This is a genomic window from uncultured Pelagimonas sp. (genome assembly GCF_947498515.1).
In the GTDB taxonomy this organism is placed as follows: domain Bacteria; phylum Pseudomonadota; class Alphaproteobacteria; order Rhodobacterales; family Rhodobacteraceae; genus Pelagimonas.
This window is the reverse complement of sequence record NZ_CANMKO010000011.1, coordinates 25,209-45,574: the sequence shown is the minus strand read 5'-3', so window position 1 is coordinate 45,574 and position 20,366 is coordinate 25,209. Positions and strand designations below refer to the sequence as shown.

At 56.6% G+C, this 20,366-nt stretch carries 19 protein-coding genes; 5 read left to right on the top strand and 14 right to left on the bottom strand.

All coding sequences use genetic code 11. The features are described from left to right. Positions 1-49 precede the first annotated feature (49 nt). Positions 50-472, bottom strand: a complete 423-nt coding sequence (locus Q1A43_RS18730; RefSeq protein WP_299921299.1) for a heme-binding protein — start codon at positions 470-472, stop codon at positions 50-52. 70 nt (positions 473-542) lie between these two features. Then, on the bottom strand, positions 543-2,690 hold the full coding sequence (locus Q1A43_RS18725) for a malate synthase G (protein WP_299937745.1): 2,148 nt from the start codon (positions 2,688-2,690) through the stop codon (positions 543-545). A 207-nt stretch (positions 2,691-2,897) separates the two neighbouring features. Between Q1A43_RS18725 and Q1A43_RS18720 the strand changes: the two genes are divergently transcribed. Next, positions 2,898-3,404: a hypothetical protein gene (locus Q1A43_RS18720; protein ID WP_299937742.1), complete on the top strand. Its 507-nt coding sequence runs from the start codon at positions 2,898-2,900 to the stop codon at positions 3,402-3,404. Positions 3,405-3,431: 27 nt separating this feature from the next. Here the strand turns inward: Q1A43_RS18720 and Q1A43_RS18715 are convergent, their stop codons facing one another. Next, complete coding sequence (locus Q1A43_RS18715) at positions 3,432-5,243, bottom strand: ABC transporter ATP-binding protein/permease (RefSeq protein ID WP_299937739.1); 1,812 nt, start codon at positions 5,241-5,243, stop codon at positions 3,432-3,434. 186 nt (positions 5,244-5,429) lie between these two features. Further along, positions 5,430-7,109 (bottom strand): hypothetical protein, encoded by a 1,680-nt coding sequence (locus tag Q1A43_RS18710; protein ID WP_299937737.1) that lies wholly within the window; start codon positions 7,107-7,109, stop codon positions 5,430-5,432. A gap of 137 nt (positions 7,110-7,246) precedes the next feature. On the opposite strand from Q1A43_RS18710, the gene Q1A43_RS18705 reads away from it, so the two are divergent. Next, positions 7,247-7,798 carry a TIGR00730 family Rossman fold protein gene (locus Q1A43_RS18705; protein WP_299937735.1) on the top strand — a complete coding sequence of 184 codons (552 nt, stop codon included), beginning with the start codon at positions 7,247-7,249 and terminating at the stop codon, positions 7,796-7,798. Here the strand turns inward: Q1A43_RS18705 and rarD are convergent. From rarD to Q1A43_RS18660, 9 genes are all read right to left on the bottom strand, one after another. Next, positions 7,741-8,655 carry an EamA family transporter RarD gene (gene rarD / locus Q1A43_RS18700; protein ID WP_299937732.1) on the bottom strand — a complete coding sequence of 305 codons (915 nt, stop codon included), beginning with the start codon at positions 8,653-8,655 and terminating at the stop codon, positions 7,741-7,743. The two genes, Q1A43_RS18705 and rarD, sit on opposite strands and share 58 nt — an antisense overlap. Then, positions 8,648-9,535: a metallophosphoesterase gene (locus tag Q1A43_RS18695; RefSeq protein ID WP_299937730.1), complete on the bottom strand. Its 888-nt coding sequence runs from the start codon at positions 9,533-9,535 to the stop codon at positions 8,648-8,650. Before Q1A43_RS18695 ends, rarD begins: the two co-directional genes overlap by 8 nt. Positions 9,536-9,554: 19 nt before the next feature. Next, on the bottom strand, positions 9,555-10,154 hold the full coding sequence (locus Q1A43_RS18690; protein ID WP_299921289.1) for a superoxide dismutase: 600 nt from the start codon (positions 10,152-10,154) through the stop codon (positions 9,555-9,557). Between the two features lie 83 nt (positions 10,155-10,237). Beyond that, positions 10,238-10,657: a hypothetical protein gene (locus tag Q1A43_RS18685; RefSeq protein ID WP_299921288.1), complete on the bottom strand. Its 420-nt coding sequence runs from the start codon at positions 10,655-10,657 to the stop codon at positions 10,238-10,240. Positions 10,658-10,797: 140 nt separating this feature from the next. Beyond that, positions 10,798-11,364, bottom strand: coding sequence for a sarcosine oxidase subunit gamma (locus Q1A43_RS18680; RefSeq protein WP_299937728.1), 567 nt, complete (start codon positions 11,362-11,364; stop codon positions 10,798-10,800). After that, positions 11,357-14,377, bottom strand: a complete 3,021-nt coding sequence (locus Q1A43_RS18675; RefSeq protein ID WP_299937726.1) for a sarcosine oxidase subunit alpha family protein — start codon at positions 14,375-14,377, stop codon at positions 11,357-11,359. Before Q1A43_RS18675 ends, Q1A43_RS18680 begins: the two co-directional genes overlap by 8 nt. A 75-nt stretch (positions 14,378-14,452) precedes the next feature. Next, entirely contained in the window at positions 14,453-14,782 is a 330-nt protein-coding gene (locus Q1A43_RS18670; protein WP_299937723.1) for a sarcosine oxidase subunit delta, read from the bottom strand. Further along, the gene (locus tag Q1A43_RS18665) at positions 14,776-15,240 is read right to left on the bottom strand and encodes a hypothetical protein (protein ID WP_299937720.1); all 465 of its coding nucleotides are present in this window, start codon (positions 15,238-15,240) and stop codon (positions 14,776-14,778) included. The genes Q1A43_RS18670 and Q1A43_RS18665 overlap by 7 nt, the downstream gene beginning before the upstream one ends. Continuing rightward, entirely contained in the window at positions 15,240-16,484 is a 1,245-nt protein-coding gene (locus Q1A43_RS18660) for a sarcosine oxidase subunit beta family protein (protein WP_299937717.1), read from the bottom strand. The genes Q1A43_RS18665 and Q1A43_RS18660 overlap by 1 nt, the downstream gene beginning before the upstream one ends. A 200-nt stretch (positions 16,485-16,684) precedes the next feature. Between Q1A43_RS18660 and ccmI the strand changes: the two genes are divergently transcribed. From ccmI to Q1A43_RS18645, 3 genes are all read left to right on the top strand, one after another. Further along, positions 16,685-17,947 carry a c-type cytochrome biogenesis protein CcmI gene (ccmI, locus tag Q1A43_RS18655; protein WP_299937714.1) on the top strand — a complete coding sequence of 421 codons (1,263 nt, stop codon included), beginning with the start codon at positions 16,685-16,687 and terminating at the stop codon, positions 17,945-17,947. A gap of 87 nt (positions 17,948-18,034) precedes the next feature. Continuing rightward, a complete protein-coding gene (gene ruvX, locus Q1A43_RS18650; protein WP_299921277.1) occupies positions 18,035-18,505 on the top strand; it encodes a Holliday junction resolvase RuvX in 471 nt (156 codons plus the stop codon). A 4-nt stretch (positions 18,506-18,509) separates the two neighbouring features. Then, positions 18,510-18,791: a DUF1289 domain-containing protein gene (locus Q1A43_RS18645; RefSeq protein WP_299937712.1), complete on the top strand. Its 282-nt coding sequence runs from the start codon at positions 18,510-18,512 to the stop codon at positions 18,789-18,791. A 7-nt stretch (positions 18,792-18,798) separates the two neighbouring features. On the opposite strand, the gene Q1A43_RS18640 is transcribed toward Q1A43_RS18645, so the two are convergent. Next, positions 18,799-20,190 carry a calcium-binding protein gene (locus Q1A43_RS18640; RefSeq protein WP_299937709.1) on the bottom strand — a complete coding sequence of 464 codons (1,392 nt, stop codon included), beginning with the start codon at positions 20,188-20,190 and terminating at the stop codon, positions 18,799-18,801. Between the last annotated feature and the right edge of the window lie 176 nt (positions 20,191-20,366).

The following is a 20,366-nucleotide window of genomic DNA, read 5'->3' as shown; positions in this document are numbered from 1 at the left end:
TTTAGACAAAGAAAAACGCCCTTTGAAAATCAGGGGGCGTTTTTTTGTTTTAGATTTCAGCTGTCAAACCAACCGCTTCGATACCGGCCTTTCCGGCAATGGCATCGTTGTCCGACGTGTCGCCAGTTACCCCGACGCCCCCGATCACCGCGCCATTGGCGTCACGGACCAAGATGCCGCCCGGCACTGGGATAAGACGCCCACCATAGGCTCCGTTGGCCGCAGCAATGAAATAAGCCTGTGCCTCGGCTCGCGCCATTTGCGCCGTACCCGCCATACCCAACATGACCGAGCCATAGGCTTTGCCCATAGCAATCTCAAAGCGCCCCGGTGCCGCCCCATCAGAGCGTTCAAAGGCCAGAACATGGCCGCCCGCATCCAGAACCACCACCGACAGCGGTTTCATTCCGGCGGCTTCTCCGGTTTCCATTGCGGTACGAATAATCCCGCGGGCTTGGTCGAGTGATATCATCACAGTCTTCCCTGTTTTCTATGGCCGTATAGTCCCAGCCGTCCTCGGCTGAGGCTGCTAAACAATGGTGTTACCCTTGCGCTTTGAGTTCCAAACGACGGCGATGCAGGACCGGTTCAGTATAACCTGAGGGCTGAACGCGCCCCTCGAACACCAGATCACAGGCGGCTTGGAACGCCACCCCGTCAAAGCCCGGTGCCATGGCGACATAGGTCGGATCGCCCGCATTCTGGCGGTCCACAACCTCAGCCATCTGCTTCATGATCGCCATCACGGCATCCGAGGAAATCACCCCATGATGCAGCCAATTGGCAATATGCTGAGACGAAATCCGGCAAGTGGCGCGATCTTCCATCAGGCCGACATCATTGATGTCGGGCACTTTGGAACAGCCAACCCCGGCATCAACCCAGCGCACCACATAGCCCAAAATCCCTTGGGCGTTGTTTTCGACTTCGCGGCGGATTTGGTCCTCGCTCCAATTGCGATAGGTCGCTAATGGAATTTCCAGAACCGTATCGACATGGGCGCGGCGTCCGCCCTTGCGCAAGCCATCCTGCACGGCGAAGACGTCAACCTTGTGATAGTGTAGCGCATGCAACGTTGCGGCGGTGGGCGACGGCACCCAGGCGCAATTGGCGCCGGCCTTGGGGTGTTCGATCTTGGTTTCCAACATCGCCGCCATCTTGTCGGGCATCGCCCACATGCCTTTGCCGATTTGCGCCTTGCCGGACAGGCCACATTCCAATCCAATATCGACATTGCGGTTTTCATAGCCGCCGATCCACGCCTTGCGTTTGATGAAATCCTTGCGGCTAAACGGCCCGGCCTCCATCGAGGTGTGGATTTCATCGCCGGTGCGATCAAGGAAGCCGGTGTTGATAAAGGCCACCCGCGCCTTGGCGGCACGGATACATTCCTTGAGGTTCACTGTGGTGCGACGCTCTTCGTCCATGATCCCTAGTTTGACCGTGTTCGACGGCAGGCCAAGCACGGTTTCAACGCGGGTAAAGGTTTCATCCGCAAAGGAAACTTCCTCGGGGCCATGCATTTTGGGTTTCACAACATAGACCGACCCATGATGCGAATTGCGCAGCCCACCGGATTTGGACAAATCATGTTTGGCGATCAAAACCGTGATCATTGCGTCCATCAGACCTTCGAAAATCTCGGAGCCATCACGCAGAAAAATTGCCGGGTTGGTCATGAGGTGGCCAACGTTGCGCACCAGCAAAAGCGCGCGGCCCTTTAGGGTCACGTCCCCACCATCCGGCGCGATATAAGTCGGGTCGGGGTTCAGCGCCCGCACCACCTGTTTGCCGCCCTTTTCAAAGCTTTCGGTCAGGTCACCACGCATCAGGCCAAGCCAGTTGCCATAGGCCTGCACCTTGTCCGCTGCATCAACACAGGCGACGCTGTCTTCGCAATCCATGATCGCCGATACGGCGCTTTCGAGCCGGACATCCGCCAGACCGGCCTGATCGTGGGCACCAATCACATGGGTGCGGTCAAAGACCAGCTCAACATGCAAGCCATTGTTGCGCAGCAGCACAGCATCGGGGGCCTTGGGATGGCCACGATACCCGACGAATTTCGACGCATCGGCCAGAGGACGTTCATCAACCAGCAAAGCGCCGCCTTGAACATGGTAGCGGCGGGCATCCGCATGGCTAAGCCCCGCAACCGGGAATGCCTCATCTAGGAAAACCCGCGCGCGGGCAATAACGCGTGCGCCGTGGCCTTTGTCATAGCCACCCTTGGGGGGCAGGCTTCCCATGGCATCGGTGCCATAGAACCCATCATAAAGGCTTCCCCAACGGGCATTGGCGGCGTTAAGCGCATAGCGGGCATTGGTGATCGGCACCACCAATTGCGGACCCGGCACAGAAGCGATTTCGGGATCGGTATTGGCGGTTTCGATCTCAAAATCCGCGCCCTCGGGCAACAGATAACCGATTTCCGTCAAGAACGCCTTGTAGGAGGCGTGATCATGAGGCGCATCGCGATTGGCAATGTGCCAGTCATCAATCTGACCTTGGATCGCCGCACGCTTGGCCAAAAGCGCGGCATTGCGCGGCCCGAACTCATGTGCGAGGTCAGACAACCCCTGCCAGAAGCCATCTGCCGAGACATCCGTCCCCGGCAAGGCCTGTGTTTCGACAAAATTGGCAAGCTCTGCGGCCACTTGCAGGCCAAATCGTTCCACACGGTCAGACACGGGCGACTCCCTTTGATACGTTGGTTCGTGCCTTAGATAGAGAAAAAGTTTCCGATAGGCAACAAACGTGGTCAGAAAACATTACCAAAGGTGAAAACCCTCACAAGCCCAATTAAATCAATAGCACTTTCGCAATTTCCCAAAGAGTGATCTCTTTTCCAACCACCACAATCCTGTCAGGTTAGGTTTGTTTTCAAAGGAACCGTGATGAAAAACCTTCTTATCTCTGCGCTTTGTGGTCTGGTTTTGACGGGGCACACCGTTTGGGCCGGCACAGTACCAAGCTTTTTCGAGGCCACTGGTAGGCCCCTCGTATATGCAGGTGTCCAAACACCGCCTGCCTTCCATAAAGAGCTGAGCGTTCTCAATCGAAACCGTAAAGTATTCGTAGACCCAAACGAAGGCGACACCTTTGAGGATGCTGGTGTATGGGGAATTTTCCTAAACTCACCCGAGCAAGCCATGCTTTTACCAAAGTTTTTGAGATCAGCCTATGCCCAAGTGGTGCGCGAGGACAAGCAAGCCCCTTTCACCTTTGCTAGGGTTCAACTCGATTCTGGCGAAGAAAAAGCCATCGCCTTTATCTTTCTTGACCACTATGGCCCGAACAGGGGCGCTTCGGTTTGCAAAGCGGCGCGTAGTGTCTATCGCTCGGTTCTAGGAGAGCTTACCTCGGAGACATCCAAACAAGATTTGCGTGAATGCTCTAGGTAACGCTCCTCAATCAACCGTTTGTAGCGCTTAGGCCGCGTCCTCTTCGGCGATCTGCATGGTCCACAGATGCGCGTAACGCCCTGACTTGGCGAGCAATTCATCGTGTGTGCCCTCTTCGACCACTTCTCCGGCATGCAAGACAACAATGCGATCGGCGTCCGACACGGTCGACAAGCGGTGCGCGATGGTGATCACGGTGCGCCCTTCCCCGGCGCGTTTCAGCGCGCCTTGGATCGAGGCTTCGGTCTCGGTATCCAGAGCCGATGTCGCCTCATCTAGCAACAGGATCGGCGGGTTCTTGAGCAAGGTCCGCGCAATACCAACCCGTTGCTTTTCACCGCCCGAAAGCTTCAGCCCACGTTCGCCGACCTGTGTCTCATAGCCATCGGGCAAATCGGCGATAAAGTCATGGATTTGCGCGGCTTTGGCGGCCTCAATGATCTGCTCTTCGGTTGCGCCATCGCGGCCGTAACCGATGTTGTAACGTATCGTGTCGTTAAAAAGCACCGTGTCCTGTGGCACCACCCCAATGGCGGCATGCAGGCTATCTTGGGTCACGTCACGCACATCTTGACCGTCGATTTTCACCGAGCCACCGCCCACGTCATAAAACCGGAATAGCAAACGCCCGATTGTCGACTTGCCCGAGCCCGACGCCCCGACAAGGGCCACACTTTCCCCGGCCCCGACATGCACGTTAACTCCTTTTAGGATCGGACGCGCTTCATCATAGCCGAACCGAACATCCGTCAAATCGACCACACCGCCCTGCACATCAAGATCAGGTGCGCCGGGCTTGTCCGACACCTCGCGCGGCTGTTCGAGCAAATGGAACATCTCGCCCATATCGACCAAAGCCTGTCGAATTTCGCGGTAGACCGTGCCGAGAAAGTTCAGCGGCATGGTGATTTGGATCATATAGGCGTTGACCATAACGAAATCACCGACGGTCAAGGTGCCGTTTTGCACCCCCATCGCCGCCATCACCATCACTGCAATCAAGCCGCTGGTGATAATCACCGATTGACCGAAATTCAGCATCGCCAATGAGGTCGAGGTTTTGATCGCCGCCTCTTCGTAGCCTTTCATCGCCTCGTCGTAACGGGCGGCTTCGCGGGACTCGGCCCCGAAATACTTGACGGTTTCAAAGTTCAGCAGGCTATCAATGGCCTTTTGGTTGGCATCGGTATCTTGGGCATTCATCTTACGCCGCAGTTTGACCCGCCATTCCGTAACCTTGAAGGTAAAGGCGACATAGGCGGCAATCACAACTGTCACGACGGCCAAATACCAAACGTCAAACATAAAGAACAAAATGACGCCAACCAAGAGCAGTTCAAGCGCCAATGGCCCGATAGAAAACAGCAAAAAGCGCAGCAGGAACTCGACGCCCTTAACACCCCGTTCGATGATCCTGCTAAGCCCGCCGGTTTTGCGGCCAATGTGATAGCGCATCGACATGTTGTGAATATGGGTAAAGGTTTCCAACGCAAGCGCCCGCAAGGCGCGCTGCCCAACCTTGGCAAAGACAGCATCGCGCAATTGCTGAAACCCAACCGTCATTAGACGCGCAATGCCATAGGCCAGCGTCAACCCAACGGCCCCAATCGCCACATCCGGCACATCGCCCGAAAGCCGGTCAACGGCCGCCTTGTAAAACAGCGGCGTGGTGACCGCGATCAGCTTGGACAGCAACAAAAACGCCATGGCAATCACGACCCGGCGCTTGACCCAATCATGGCCATCCGGCCAAAGATACGGCCACACCCGGCGGATCACCTTCAAGCCCGATTGGCGCTCCTCTAGGGCGATGTCATCTGTGTCGGTGGCTGGCGGCATGGCGGGCTCCTGCTTGCGTCCGAACATAGGTAAGCCATGTGGACCCAAGTGACCAGATCACGAAACGCCGTGACGTCTGTGCGCAAATGCACAGTGACACGTTCATGACGGGCGTCACCGCACGTCAAACGTGATCAAAGCGCGCGGAAGCGCATAATGTAACAGCGGTTTGGCCCGAGGGGCAGATCAATCAGGCAGATCAAACACCTGACCGGGGTAGATCAAATCCGGGTCACCGATCCGATCACGGTTGGCATCAAAGACTCGCACATAGTCTTTGCCCTCACCATAACGATTGGTCGAGATTTCCCAAAGGGTGTGACCCGGCTGAACCGTGATCGACCGCACCGGGCCGGACCCGGTGCCAAGCGCGCTTGCCAAAAGCTCGGCGCTTTCGCGCAAAAACGGGCTTTCCACCCGCGCCGTTACCGCGCCGCTGGCGTCGATCTGATCCACGCGCAACGTATAGGTCCCGGTGTCGACCTCGGGCAATTCGACGCGCCAACGGCCATCGGCCTCAATGCGCGACGTGGTGATCGGTGTATTGTCGAGATAGACGCGAACCGAAGCGGCCTCTTCACCCCGCCCAGCAAGCAACACTTCCCCGTCTTCGTCGTAACTAATCGAATCCAATGCCACCTCACCCGGCGAAACCGGCGCGGTCTGTAACACTTCGACGCCACGCGCAGAGGATATCAAGACGGTTGGCGGCAATAATTTGGTTGGTTCTTCGGCCTCTTCGGGTTCGGTACGGGCCTCTGCAGTAGGGCCATCTTGCTCGACCGGGGCGGTGCTTTCCAAGGCAGCCACCTGTTCGGGTTCGGCTGGGGCATCGGGAACAACGCTGACGATTTCTGGGGCAACGGCGGTGTCTACAACCGGTTTGGGGGCATCAACATCTACCTGTGCCACATCCGTTTCTTCCACCGGCTCGGAGACATCCGCAACCGTGGCGACGCTTTCCTCTTTCGGGGTAGGCGCTGGGATGGCGGGCGTGACAATCACTTGTTCTTCGGACACCGACGCCCCCGCCGGGGTATCGTTGCGCAGGGTCAAGACCGAGGCCGCGCCCTTTGCAGGCAGGTCGACAAACGTCACAAAACGCCCATCAGACCCAACTTTGACGGTCTCGCTGGTTTTGCCATCGACCAAAACCTCGAGCTGAGTACCCGGCTCAGCCACGCCAGCGACCAAGGTGCTACCGTCGGTTTCGGCGCGAACAATGTCAAATCGCGGTGCAGGAACAACAGCTTGCGCAGCTTCTGTTTGAATGTCTTCGCTCTGAACATCACCCGGGTTTGCGACGACTTCGGGCGTTGTTTCGACCACCGGGGCCTCAACAACTGGAGTCGGGGTGTCCGCGGCACCCTGATCGGTGGGCTCTGCGGCTGGAACGGTCGGGGCGTCGGGCTTAGAGGCAACCTCAACATCCGGCGCATCCGCCGCTGTCTCTGGTTCCGGCTCTACAACCGCTACATCTTCAGGCTCTGTTTCAGGCTCAAGAGCAGCCGGACTTTCGACGACGGCAGGCTCTGCCTCGGCTTCTGGCTCAGCTTCTGGCCCAGACACCGGTTCCGACACGCTATCAGGGGCGGGCGCTGCGTCTTTCTCTACCTCTGGCTGGGCGTCAGGAACCGCAACCACGGGATCAGCGATCAGACTTGTCTCGGCCCCCGCCTCTGGTGCGGGCGCGCTTTTGGGGGCAAGAACGGCAACCTCGGGCGCCTTGTTGGCATTTGCCTGTTCTTGTTGCGCAGGGTCCGGTTTCGAACCGGGCAAGTCTATTGCACCGGTTACAACCGCAACCGCCACCACACCGGCGCTCGCCGCGCCCGTGATCGCAAGATAAAGTGCGAGTTTGCTCATAGCAGCCTTTCTTCCATCACCCAGTTTGCCCAAAGCCCCCCAAGGCCAGAAACAGAAAAAACTGAGCGGTTGAGCGTGTATAGCTTACGAGGTATCAGCGGTCAAAACACCTTTTCCACAAGCTACGCGGGGATTTCATGTCGCTCACCTCAATCTGTGTCTATTGCGGCTCGCGGGCGGGCCATGACGAGACCTTTACGGATCAAGCCAATGCCTTGGGCCAAGAGATTGCCCTCGCCAATTGGCGCCTTGTTTATGGGGCGGGTGATGTTGGTCTAATGGGCACCGTCGCGCGCGCGGCGCAGGCGGCGGGGGGCAATACCTTTGGCGTCATCCCCAAACATCTGGTTGATATGGAAGTCGGCAAAACCGATCTCACCACCTATGTGGTCACAGAAACCATGCATGAGCGCAAAAAAGTCATGCTGATGAACGCCGATGCCGTCGTGGTAATGCCCGGCGGGGCCGGGTCTTTGGACGAGTTTTTCGAAGTGCTGACCTGGCGCCAGCTTGGCCTTCATAACAAGCCGATCATCCTGATGGATGTGAACGGCTATTGGGGCCCCTTACGGGATTTGCTCACCCATATTGTTGATAGCGGCTTTGCCGATGCCTCGCTTTTGGACTTTGTTCAATCCGCCCCATCTGCCGGCGATGTGATGGCGCTTTTGCGACGTGCGCTTTCCTGACGGAAACTGCTGATCGAGTAGATTGCCAGCGCCGTCCAGATCAACACGAAGGCGATCAGGTGTTGCTGGCTCAACGCTTCTCCAAACACCGCTACGGCGCAAAAGAATTGCAGGGTTGGGTTGAGGTATTGCATCAGGCCAAGGGTGCTCATGTTCACCCGTTGCGCGGCGTAAGAGAACAGGATCAGCGGAAAGGCCGTCATCACCCCCGAAAAGGCCAAAAGCGCCGATGTTGTGGTGTCTTGGCCGAACTGCCCCTGCCCCTGCGCATGTATCCATGCCAACCAGCCGATGGCAAACGGCGCGATCAACACAACCTCGGCGGTAACCGAAACCACCGGGCCGGTGCTCAGGTTCTTTTTGATCAACCCGTATAGGGCAAAGGTGACGGCTAGGATTAGCGATATCCACGGCGGCGCGCCAAGGCCATAGGCCAGTTGTACCACCGCGATTGTTGCCAACCCCACGGCAAGCCATTGCCAAAGCGTTAGTTTTTCACGCAAAAACACCACACCAATCGCCACAGCGACAAGCGGGAACATGTAGTAACCCATCGAAGTTTCCGTCACCCGGCCAATTTGCACCGACACGATGAACAGGCCCCAGTTGATGGAAATCATCAGCGCGGCGATGATCAAAATGACCACGGCTTTGCGTGACCCCATCGCGGTTTTTAAGGCCCCCAAACGGCCCTGTATCGCCAAGACGCCGGCAAACACCGCCAAAGACCAAAACGAGCGATGCGCCAGCAACTCGCCCGCGGGCACATGGGTCAAAGCCTTGTAATAGATCGGCGATAAGCCCCATATCGAACAGGCCCCAAGCATCGCCAAAAAACCGCGCTGTGCGTCAGACATGCGCCATCTCGACCACTGTAATTTCAGGCACGACGCCAAAACGCACCGGCATGATCGAACAGCCGATCCCGCCTGAGACCACAAGGTCCCGCCCCGCTTCGCGCACATGGCCATAGGCGTATCTGTTGCCAAACCGCGAGGGGACAATCGGGGACCAGCCAAACAACCGCACCTGTCCACCATGGGTATGACCCGACAAGGTGAGCGCGACGCGATCGGGGACTTTGGTGAAAATGTCCGGTTCATGGGCCATCAAAATCACCGGGTCATCATCGGCAATCTGCGCCAAGGTGCCTTCAAGATCATCCAGCCCCTTTTGGCCACCCGGTCGACGGATAAGGGCCAATTGATCCTCAAGCCCGGCAATCCAGACGCCAAGATCCTCAAGTTTAATCACAGTGTTGGACAACACCGGAATACCATTGGCCTCAAGCGCTTGGGCATAGAGATTTGGCCCACCGCCGCGCTTTTGCGCGTTCAAATCATCCCACCAATCATGATTTCCCAGAACCGCAAAAACCCCGTGTTTGGCCTTGAGGTCTGCCAATATCGGCGCGATCTCGGCGATTTCAACAGATTTGGTGATGAAACGGTGCCCGGCGGCATAATCGCCCAACAATAGGATTACATCCGGGTTGAGCGCGTTCATACGCGCCACGATCTGGCGTATTCGACGCGGACCAACAAAAGGTTCCCCGACATGGAGGTCCGATAAGATGGCGATTTTCAGGGGCTTGGCGGTCCAATCTTTGCGGGCAATTCGCCATGTCTGCACCCGCAGTCGCAGCGCCGGTTCGATAAAAAACGCATAGAGACCAGAAAAAAGGCCTGCTAGGACGGTGCCCAGCAGACCTTTGATAAATGTGCGGCGGGTGGTCATAGATAGCCCGCCAAATGGATCACAGACGCGATGCCACGTTTTCCCAGTTTACCAGGTTGTCCAAGAAGTTGGCGAGGTAAGCAGGACGCTTGTTGCGGAAGTCGATGTAATAGGAATGCTCCCAGACGTCACAACCAAGCAGAGCTGTCTGACCAAAGCAGAGCGGGTTCACGCCGTTTTCGGTTTTGGTGACCTTGAGGCCTCCATCGGTATCTTTGACCAACCAGCACCAGCCGGAACCGAACTGACCGGCACCCGCCGCCGAGAACTGATCCTTGAAGGCGTCAACCGAGCCAAAGCTCTCTTTCAGAGCGGCTTCGAGTTCGGATGGCATGTCGTTGCTACCCGCGCCCATCATTTCCCAGAACTGCATGTGGTTCCAGTGCTGCGAGGCGTTGTTGAAGATACCATTTTGAGCAACCGCAGACGCGTCATAGGTGCCGGTGATGATGTCTTCGAGCGATTTGCCTTCCCATTCGGTGCCAGCAATCAGCTTGTTGCCATTCACAACATAGGCGTTGTGGTGGATGTCGTGGTGGTATTCCATTGTCTCCTGGCTCATGCCTTTGGAGGCCAGCGCGTCGTGAGCATATGGAAGATCAGGAAGTTCAAAAGCCATTGGTGGTGTCCCTTGTCCGCAGAAGTTGATTGATTACGTCATACCTGTCGCGTTGACCGCCTAAGGTCAAGGCCAGCATAGGATCATTTCAACGGTTTGACCTCACATTTGCCACTTGAGGTGTACCGGTTTTCAAAGCCCAATGGCGAACCCGAGATATTCAAACGCCCGGTGGCCTTCATATAGGTGGCGCGATAGGCCATGTTGGCCGACTGCCCGTTGGCATCCGCCCGCAACCGCCACGTGAACGTGATGCGTTTCTTGTTGTCGGTGTCGACCTTGCCTTCGACCGGTTGACTATCGTTGAAATACAAAATGATCGGGTCAGAAACGATGACCTTTTTGGCAGCGCGATCATGACCAATAAACAAGACTTCAGGAAGCCAATTCCCTTGGCTGCGTGTATTGGAAACTTTGCATTCGTAGATTTGGCCATCGGCTAAAACTGGCTGCGCCAAGAAACCAAAAGCAGTCACAAGGGCTAATCCAACAGTCTTATTCATAATACTCTCCAATACTTATGACTTGTACTTAGTGCGCTTCCTACAAGGCAACAAGTTTAGATTGTGCAACTTAAGTCATTGATACATGGAGACGAACAGGTCGGGCGGCACATAAATATCACCGCCCAGCCCTCGTTTTTCTACAAGAAATCAACTTCGCTACCCGGAGCAGACGCCGCTTTGAGCAGGTTGAAAACATACTCGGCCACAGAGCGGAAACAGACGATTTGCGCGCCGTCGTCCGAGGTCAACCAAAACGCCGCCGCCACCTGAGCTAGCCGTGTTCTCCGAACTTCTCCGGGACCGAAACTGTCCCTAGACATGTCCACCGGGGCCAGTTTCGCCAGAACTTCGCGCGTATAGGCCCCATTCAAGGTAAAACAGGCCCGCGCGTCCGACACATTAGCAACAAGGCAATGCTGCCCTGCCAAAGCCGCGTCCAGCTTCGCCGCCAAAATCGGTGCTTCGGCATAGGTACAGAGCAGCAAAAGCTCGTCCGGCGACATCCAAAGCAACCCGCGTCGCCCATCAACAATTGCACCACGTTGGCCGGGCATAGAAACTTCGGCCACTCCCGTCACAGCGGTCACAAAACCCGGGTCGCCAAAATCGCCGCGAAGGGTGATCATCCCTTGCGCGTGCAATTCCTCAACCTTGACCAAACCGTCGAAACTTGCCCCATCTAGGGCTGTCGCTAAATCAGACATTCTGCTTCTCCCCTTCGGGATCATAAAAGACCGGGCTGACAATCTTGGCTTTGATCATGGTTTCCCCATCCGCTTCGGCAAAGTCGATCACCTCGCCCATGCGATCGGGACCATTGAGCACAAGCCCCATGGCAATGCCCTTGTCCAAGGTTGGCGAATGGTAGGTCGAGGTAACGCGCCCTTGGGTGTTGCGTTGGCCATTGGCATTGCTGCCCTCGGCCACCGCATAGGCCCCATCCGGCAGCACCGATCCATCTACTGTTTCCAACCCAACAAGCTTCCAGCGTTTTGGGTCGGTCATATGACTGCGCTGCTGGGCGCGTTTGCCAAGGAAGTCTTCCTTCTTTTTCGAGATCGCCCAGTTAAGCCCGAGATCCTGAGGGATGATTGTCCCATCGGTTTCGTCGCCAATCATGATAAAGCCCTTTTCGGCCCGCATGATATGGAGACATTCGGTGCCATAGGGCGTCACGTCAAACTCGGCCCCGGCCTCAAGAAGCTTGTCCCAAAACGCGCGACCCAGATTGGCGGGCACGGCGATTTCATAGGACAATTCGCCCGAGAAAGAGATGCGATAGGCGCGTACCGGGAAACCGGCCAACTCACCATCGCGCCATTCCATAAAGGGCAAGGCCTCTTTGGAGACATCCATGCCGCCCAGTTTTTCCAAGACTTTGCGGGCATTTGGGCCAACAACCGCGACCTGCGCCAGCTGTTCGGTGATATTGGCGGTGTAAACTTTCCAATCCCACCATTCGGTTTGCAGCCATTCTTCCATATGGGCATGGATACGATCCGCGCCACCCGTCGTGGTGTGACAAAGCCAGGTGTCGTCATCGATCCGGGCCACAACCCCGTCATCCGACAAGAAACCATTCTCGCTACACATCAAGCCGTAGCGACATTTGCCAACTTTCAGGTTGGACATCATGTTGGTGTACATCATGTCCATGAACTTGCCTGCATCCGGGCCTTTGACGATGACTTTGCCAAGGGTCGAGGCATCCAAAAGGCCGAGGCTGTTGCGGGTGGCAAGCACTTCGCGATGAACCGCCTGTTTGACCGTTTCGCCGGTTTTGACAAAGGCGTAGGGGCGGCGCCAATGGCCGACGGGTTCCCAATGTGCGCCGTTGGTCTCGTGCCAATCGTGCATCGGAGTCTTGCGGATTGGTTGGAAAATTTCGCCGCGCGCTTCGCCAGCAATCGCCCCCATGGAAATGGGTGTATAAGGCGGGCGGAACGTGGTTGTGCCAACCTGCGGAATATCCTCACCTAGCGCATTAGAAAGAGTTGCAAGACCATTGATATTACTCAATTTACCTTGGTCCGTCGCCATACCCAAAGTCGTGTAGCGCTTGGTATGCTCAACGCTTTCATAACCCTCGTGAGCGGCGAGTTGAACATCAGACACTTTGACATCGTTCTGAAAATCCAACCAAGCCTTCAATCGAAGCCCATAACGCGCCCCTTGCGGCATCAACCAAACGGGCTGCATCGGCGCTTCGGATTGCACATTTGCAACCGAAATCGCAGACGCTGAACCAGTTGCACCCGCCACTTTCGCAGAAATTTCACCCACGTTTCCTGCATCTTGCAGGATGTTGCTCAAATGCATTTCACCATTGGCACTACCGGCGACTTGCACAAATGCGTTTCCATCGTCCCCCTTGGGCGCGCGTGTCGGGTCTGGTCGGAAAAAGGCTTGGGTCTCGTCCCAAGTAAGCTTGCCGCCGCAATGGGACCACAAATGAACAACCGGCGACCAACCGCCAGACATCGCAACAGCGTCACATTCGACATTCCAGAGCATCGCGCCCTCGCCAGCCTGTTTGCAGATGTCGACCGAAGTGACACGTTTCTTGCCATGCAACTTGGCAATCCCGCAGCCAGTCTCGACGCGGATGCCAAGGGCCAAGGCCTCATCCATCAAGGTGCCGCCACCCGCATCGCGGGCGTCGACAATCATCGGAACATCCAAACCGGCTTTTTTCAACGTGATCGCCGTGCGATAAGCGTCGTCGTTGTTGGTCACCACCACGGTGCGATCGCCAAGAGAAACGCCATAGTTGACCGCATAATCGCGCACAGCAGAGGCCAACATCACCCCCGGAACGTCATTGCCCGCAAAGCTTAGCGGGCGCTCAATGGCACCGGTTGCGGTGATGGTTTGTTTAGCCCGAATACGCCAAAGACGGTGACGCGGCCCTTGCGCATTGGGTGCATGATCGGTCAGACGCTCATAGCCAAGAACATAGCCGTGATCGTAAACCCCTGCGCCCATCAGCCGAGTGCGGAGAGTGACATTGGACATATTTTCAAGGGTTTGCAGCGTTGCCTTGACCCAATCTTCGGCCGACATCCCGTCAATTTCGCCGCCATCCACCATGGTCCGCCCACCCCAATCCGGGGTTTGCTCGATCAACAGAACCTTGGCCCCGGTCTCACCCGCGGTTTTGGCGGCCTGAAGACCGGCGACACCACCGCCGATGACCAGAACATCAACGAAGGCATAAAAATGTTCATAGGTATCAGGGTCACGCGTTTCGGGAGCAGGTGCCTTTCCGAGCCCCGCCGATTGGCGAATGAAGGGTTCATAGACGTGCTTCCAAAACGCCCGCGGATACATGAACATCTTGTAGTAAAACCCCGCCGTCAAAAGACGAGAGGCGTAGGAATTCACCGCACCGATGTCAAAATCGAGGCTTGGCCAGACGTTTTGCGGCGTCGCGGTGAGGCCATCGAACAATTCCGTCGTCGTGGCACGTTGATTGGGTTCGTGATGCGTGTCGGTGCCCAAGTTAACAAGGGCATTTGGTTCTTCTGCACCACTGGCAACGATGCCGCGTGGACGGTGGTATTTAAAGCTTCGACCAACCATCATCTGGTTATTGGCCAGCAAAGCCGAGGCCAGGGTATCGCCCTGATGGCCGGTGAAACGCTTGCCATCAAAGGAGAAATTCACGGTTTTGCTACGGTCAATCAGGCGACCGGCTTTGGCGAGACGGGTGCTCATATCAGTGGCCCTTTTCGCGAGTGGAGGGTTGGAGCGCCTCCGGCGGGAGTTTAATTGGCGAGATGAAAACGGAGGTCACGACAGGTCCCTCCAGCTCCAGCCCGGAAGACGGGCGGTGATTTTGTCTTTGATCTCTTGTGGGGGTTCAAAGGTTCGGGCGCTATAAGTGCCGAAAACCTCAAGCGTGGTGGTTGAGCGCGCAGCGTGGAACCATTTTCCGCAGCCATTCACATGGCGCCAGCGTTCAAAATGCACCCCCATCGGGTTTTCGCGCTGAAACAGATAGGTTTCGAAGTCATCGTCGCTTGAGCCGGGACCAAAGCGTTTGATATGCGCCTCTCCGCCCGCGTGAAGTTCGGTTTCTTCGGCTTTGACGCCGCAATAGGGGCATTCAAGGATTAGCATGACACACCTTTTAGGTTGCACAGGACACCCACTACCCGGTCGCCAAATCCCCATTGGAGCGTAGCGAGGCCTACTAGCAGAATTTCTTTGAAAACTGACCTGTCTTCTTCGACCATCAAATCTTCGAGACTTTGTGTCAGCTTTTGTAGGTTTAGAAGTTCTCCACTCAGCTTATCGCTTGAACAACGAGTCAAGTCGTAAACCAAAGCTATTTGAGAGCTTCTGTTTTGCTCTAAGCAAAGTCGCCGAAACCTAAACGTAGAACGAATAAAGGAGTAGTGAGCAATCAATGCTCCAACACCAACAGCGCCAAACGCTTGGAAAAGCGCGGTATCAGGCGCGCCGAACAAATAGTAGACCGAACCGCCGCCCCAAATCGAAATTGCTACAGTTGCCAGCCACTTAATGGTTGCGCTCCACTTTGAAAGCCTACCGTTGAAAAAATGGGCTTCGTTCATCAATGCGCCACCCCCGCCGCCACGCTTTCGTCGATAAAGCGGCCTTCGGCGAAACGGTTCAGACCGAATTCATCCGTCAACGGCGAGTGGCCGCGCGCCATCAGTTCGGCAAAACCCCAGCCCGAGCCGGGAATGGCCTTGAAGCCGCCGGTACCCCAACCGCAGTTGATAAAGCAGCCTTCTAGTGGTGTTTTCGACAAAATGGGCGAACGATCCCCGGTCACGTCGACAATCCCGCCCCATTGGCGCAGCATCTTTAGGCGCGACAGCATTGGGAATGTTTCGATCAAGGCACGCACGGTTTCTTCGACATGATGAAAGGAGCCGCGCTGGGTATAGTTGTTATAGGCATCGGTGCCGCCGCCGATGACCATTTCGCCTTTGTCCGATTGCGACATATAACCATGCACGGTATTGGCCATGACCACGCAATTCATGATTGGTTTGATTGGCTCGGACACCAAGGCCTGAAGCGCAACGGATTCCAGCGGCAAACGGAACCCGGCCATATCGGCCAAAGCGCCGGAATGACCCGCAACGACCATGCCCAGCTTCTCACAGGCGATATCGCCCTTGGAGGTCGAGACACCGGTGACCTTGCCGCCCTCTTGCATCACGCCGGTAACTTCGCATTTCTGGATAATGTCCATGCCCATGGCGCTACAGGCCCGGGCATAGCCCCAAGCGACCGCATCATGGCGCGCGCTTCCGGCACGTTCTTGCCACAGCGCCCCAAGCACAGGGTAGCGCGGGCCGTTGATATTCATGATCGGCACGATTTCCTTGACCCGTTGGGGCGAAATGAACTCGGTCGAAACGCCCTGTAGCGCATTGGCATGGGCGGTGCGCTGGTAGCCGCGCACCTCGTGTTCGGTTTGGGCCAACATCATCACGCCACGTGGGCTAAACATGACGTTATAGTTCAGGTCTTGGCTCATGGTTTCGTAAAGAGACCGGGCCTTTTCATAGATCGCCGCAGACGGATCTTGGAGGTAGTTGGAGCGAATGATCGTGGTGTTGCGCCCGGTATTGCCGCCGCCAAGCCAGCCTTTTTCGATGATCGCAACATTGGTGATCCCGAAGTTTTTGCCAAGGTAATAAGCGGTTGCGAGGCCATGCCCCCCGGCCCCCACGATAATCACGTCATAGCGCTTTTTCGGCTGGGCCTTGCGCCAGGCGCGCTCCCATCCGGTGTGGTCGCGCAGGGCTTCGCGCGCAATAGCAAAGGCAGAATAGCGTTTCATGAGGGTCGAATCCCAAAGCTCAAGGTTCGTGTATTGTGATAAATGGTTAGCGTGAAAGCGGCGGCACACAACCGTCACATTTGACACAGTTGCGACATGGCCCTGCGGCAAAGCCGACGCGCAAAGTTTGGCGCGCGTTGTCACATCCCGCTGATCGCTTGACTTTTGCCCTTTTTTCCTTGGCTCCGCACCTATAGATCATGGCAGGACACGACGGAGGCAACATCATGTTCTGGATCCTCACAGGCGCATTGGCGCTGGTTTTAACGGTGCTTTTGCTGCTGGCGTTGCTGCGCGGCAATCGCGACACCGGACCAGCCGAGGCGTTTGATTTGCAGGTTTACCGCGATCAGCTTAGCGAGATCGAAAAAGACACAGCGCGGGGCACGATTGCCGCCGATGAGGCCGAGCGTCTCAAGGTTGAGATTTCACGCCGTATTTTGGCGGCGGATACAGCCGCACAAGAAGGCAACAGCGACGCCGGAAAAGCCGGGATAGCCAGCTTTGTCATGGCTGGCTTGGTGGCTGCTACGGTTTTGGGCGGCGGATTTGGCCTCTATACCTACCTTGGCAACCCGGGCACGCCAGATATGCCCCTAGCGGTGCGCATGGAAGAATCGCAAAAGGCGCGCGACAACCGAATGAGCCAAGCCGACGCCGAAGAACGCATGCCCGCGGCCGAACCCGTGGATGCCCCAGAAGATTACATGAAGCTTGTGGTGCAACTGCGTGATGCCGTTGAGAAACGCCCCGATGATGAACGCGGTTTGGTGTTGCTCGCCAGCACCGAGGCGACATTGGGCAACTACAAAGCCGCCTATGAGGTTCAGGCGAAATTGGTGGCCCTGTTGGGCGAAGGCGCCACAGCCAAGGACTATACCGATCTGGCCGATATGATGATCATCGCAGCCGGGGGTTACGTTTCTCCTGAGGCGCAAGAGGTCCTTGAACAGGCGCTGGCCCTTGATCCTGAGAACGGCGTGGCGCGCTTTTATGGCGGGTTGATGATGGCCCAGACCGGCCGCCCCGACGTCGCTTTCCAGATGTGGGACATCCTGCTGCGCTCAAGCCCGCCGGAGGCTCCTTGGGTTGGCCCAATCCGCGCCCAAATCGAAGAGCTTGCCTTTCGCGCCGGCATCAGCCGCTACGAGCTACCGCCGCTGCCCGAAGGACATGGCGATCAAGCCGGACCAAGTGCGGCAGATGTGGCCGCGGCGTCGGATATGACACCTGAAGAACGCCAAGAGATGATCCTTGGCATGGTGGAAAACCTGTCGGAACGTTTGGCCGAAGAAGGTGGCCCCGCCCCCGATTGGGCCAAACTGATCACGGCGCTTGGCGTCGTCGGAGACTCCGAACGTGCACAAGCGATTTACAATGAAGCCAAGGGCGTCTTTGCCAACGACCCCGCGTCGCTTGATCAAATCACCGCTGCTGCGACCCGTGCAGGACTTGCTGATTAATACTTTCCCCCGCCGCATCGCCACCGGGCCCTTTTCAAGGGACGGGGTGGGCGGGTGGGCGTCGCTTGAAAAGGGCCTTTCGCCGCTATGATCTACGAAGACATCACTGAATTTGCGACCGCCCTGCCCCCGATGCGCGCCGTGGCCGGATTGGATCTTGGAACCAAGACAATCGGCGTTGCCGTATCTGATGGCTTGCGCAGCGTCGCGACGCCAATCGAAACCATCAAACGCAAGAAATTCACGTTGGATGCCGAGGCCTTGATCGTCATCCTTCAAAAGCGTGACATCGCTGGGGTTGTTCTTGGCCTGCCGCGCAACATGGACGGGTCCGAAGGGGCGCGCTGCCAATCAACCCGCGCTTTTGCCCGCAATTTCACCCGGCTATGGGACGGCCCTATCACCTTTTGGGACGAACGCCTAAGCACTGTTGCCGCGGAACGTGCCCTACTTGAGGCGGATACGTCACGAAAACGTCGCTCCGAGGTCATCGATCACGTCGCGGCCTCGTATATCCTACAAGGGGCGCTTGATCGGTTGCGCCATCTCGGAGGCTGACCCTTTGAAGGACGAACTCGCCAATTCCCGCGCCCAGGCGGCTGCGAAATCTGCGGTCTGGCAACGTGATGAAATCCAAAGCCCCTGTGTGCAGATTTGCGTCATCCACCCCGAGGCGCGCCTATGCACCGGGTGCCTGCGGTCCATTGATGAAATCACAAGTTGGTCCAAGCTAACAAACGAAGAGCGCAGCCAAATCATGGCCACGCTTCCGGATCGTCAGTCAAGCATCAGCAAACGCCGTGGCGGTCGTAAGGCCCGACAAACTCGGGCCAAAGCGACCTGAACTCCACTCAGACGGCGACCTCTTCTTCCGCCTCAGCTACCGGTTCAGAAATCGTGACAACCACATTGTCCGCGTTAAATCCATTGGCAACCCCATCATCGATGCGCGCCAATGTTAACGTCTCTCCGTCATGGTCAATCTGAACCAACATATCGCCAGTCACCCCATCGGCAACGATATCAACATCGCCACTTGGCAGGCCTTCGCCGCCAAACTGAGACCCGTTTAATTCGATCCGTAGAACATCCGCGTCATCGCCCAATGTGGTGAAATCCGTCACCCGCATGGCGTGATCCGCTTCGGCAGAGATCAGCCCGCCAATAGTATCAACGACAAATGTGTCGGCCCCCAAGCCGCCGGTGGCCACGCTAGACCCGGCATCGTTGATCAAGGTGTCACTTCCATTGCCGCCAAACAGAGCATCCGTCCCCATTCCGGAAAGCAATGTGTCTTCACCATCCCCGCCAGAGAGCACATCGTCGCCATCGTCACCGGTTAGGCTATCGTTGCCACCGTTGCCTGTGATCGTGTCGTTGCCATCTTCGCCATGCAGGGTGTCGTCACCTTCAGCGCTGTCCCCCTCATGGGCGAGATCATCGCCACAAATACTGTCGTCGCCGTCGCCCCCGCTCACGCTATCAGAGCCGAGACCACCAACAAGCGTATCATCCGCATGGCCCGCCAATAGGGTGTCATTCCCCTCGCCACCGTCCAAAGAATCCGAATTCAGATCCGCCCCGTAACGATTGATGGTCAGTTGGTCATCACCTGCGCCTCCCAAAAGGGTGCTCGACCCGTCATCAGCTTCAAGCGTATCGTCGCCGTCACCCCCATCCAAACCGTTATTTCCCGATTTGCCGTGCAGGTCGTCATTTCCTGCGCCGCCAAGCAAGGCATCATCACCTGCTCCGCCGTCCAAACTGTCATTTCCTGACTGTCCGTCCAAGGTGTCTTCACCTGCGCCACCGCGCAAAACGTCATTGCCATAGGAGCCCAACACCAGATCGTCGCCGTTTTGGCCGTCTAAACGGTCATCATTTGATCCACCGTCCAAACGGTCATTCCCGTCGCCACCCAAAAGCCGGTCTTCGCCCAAATTGCCATTCAGAGAGTCATCGCCAGCTTGACCATGTAATGTGTCGTCACCGCCATTGCCGTTTACTACATCATTCCCGGACTCTGCATAAACAAGATCGGCCCCCCAAAGGGCATTGATAGAATCGTCGCCGTCTGTGCCAGCAATGGTATCGTCACCGCCGCTGGAGTCGTCGTTTACAATTGGATCTGGCTCTGATGAGTCATCAGCGCCGCTGGATCCACCACTGTCACCATCGTCGTCATCACCGCCGACCAATGCGCCAATCAAAAGCAATGGAAAAAGTGCAAGAAACCAAGCCATTTAGACCTCCATAATTCGCATTAAGATTTAGACTTTTTCTGAAATTACGCAAATTTTGTGGCGAACTGAGGTTAACCTAGCAACAATCCAATTGAATTACTGAGATTGTAACGAAAAATGCCCCTAAAACACGCCGTTGGCTAGAATGAGACGTCTGATTCTCAACCCCAGATACT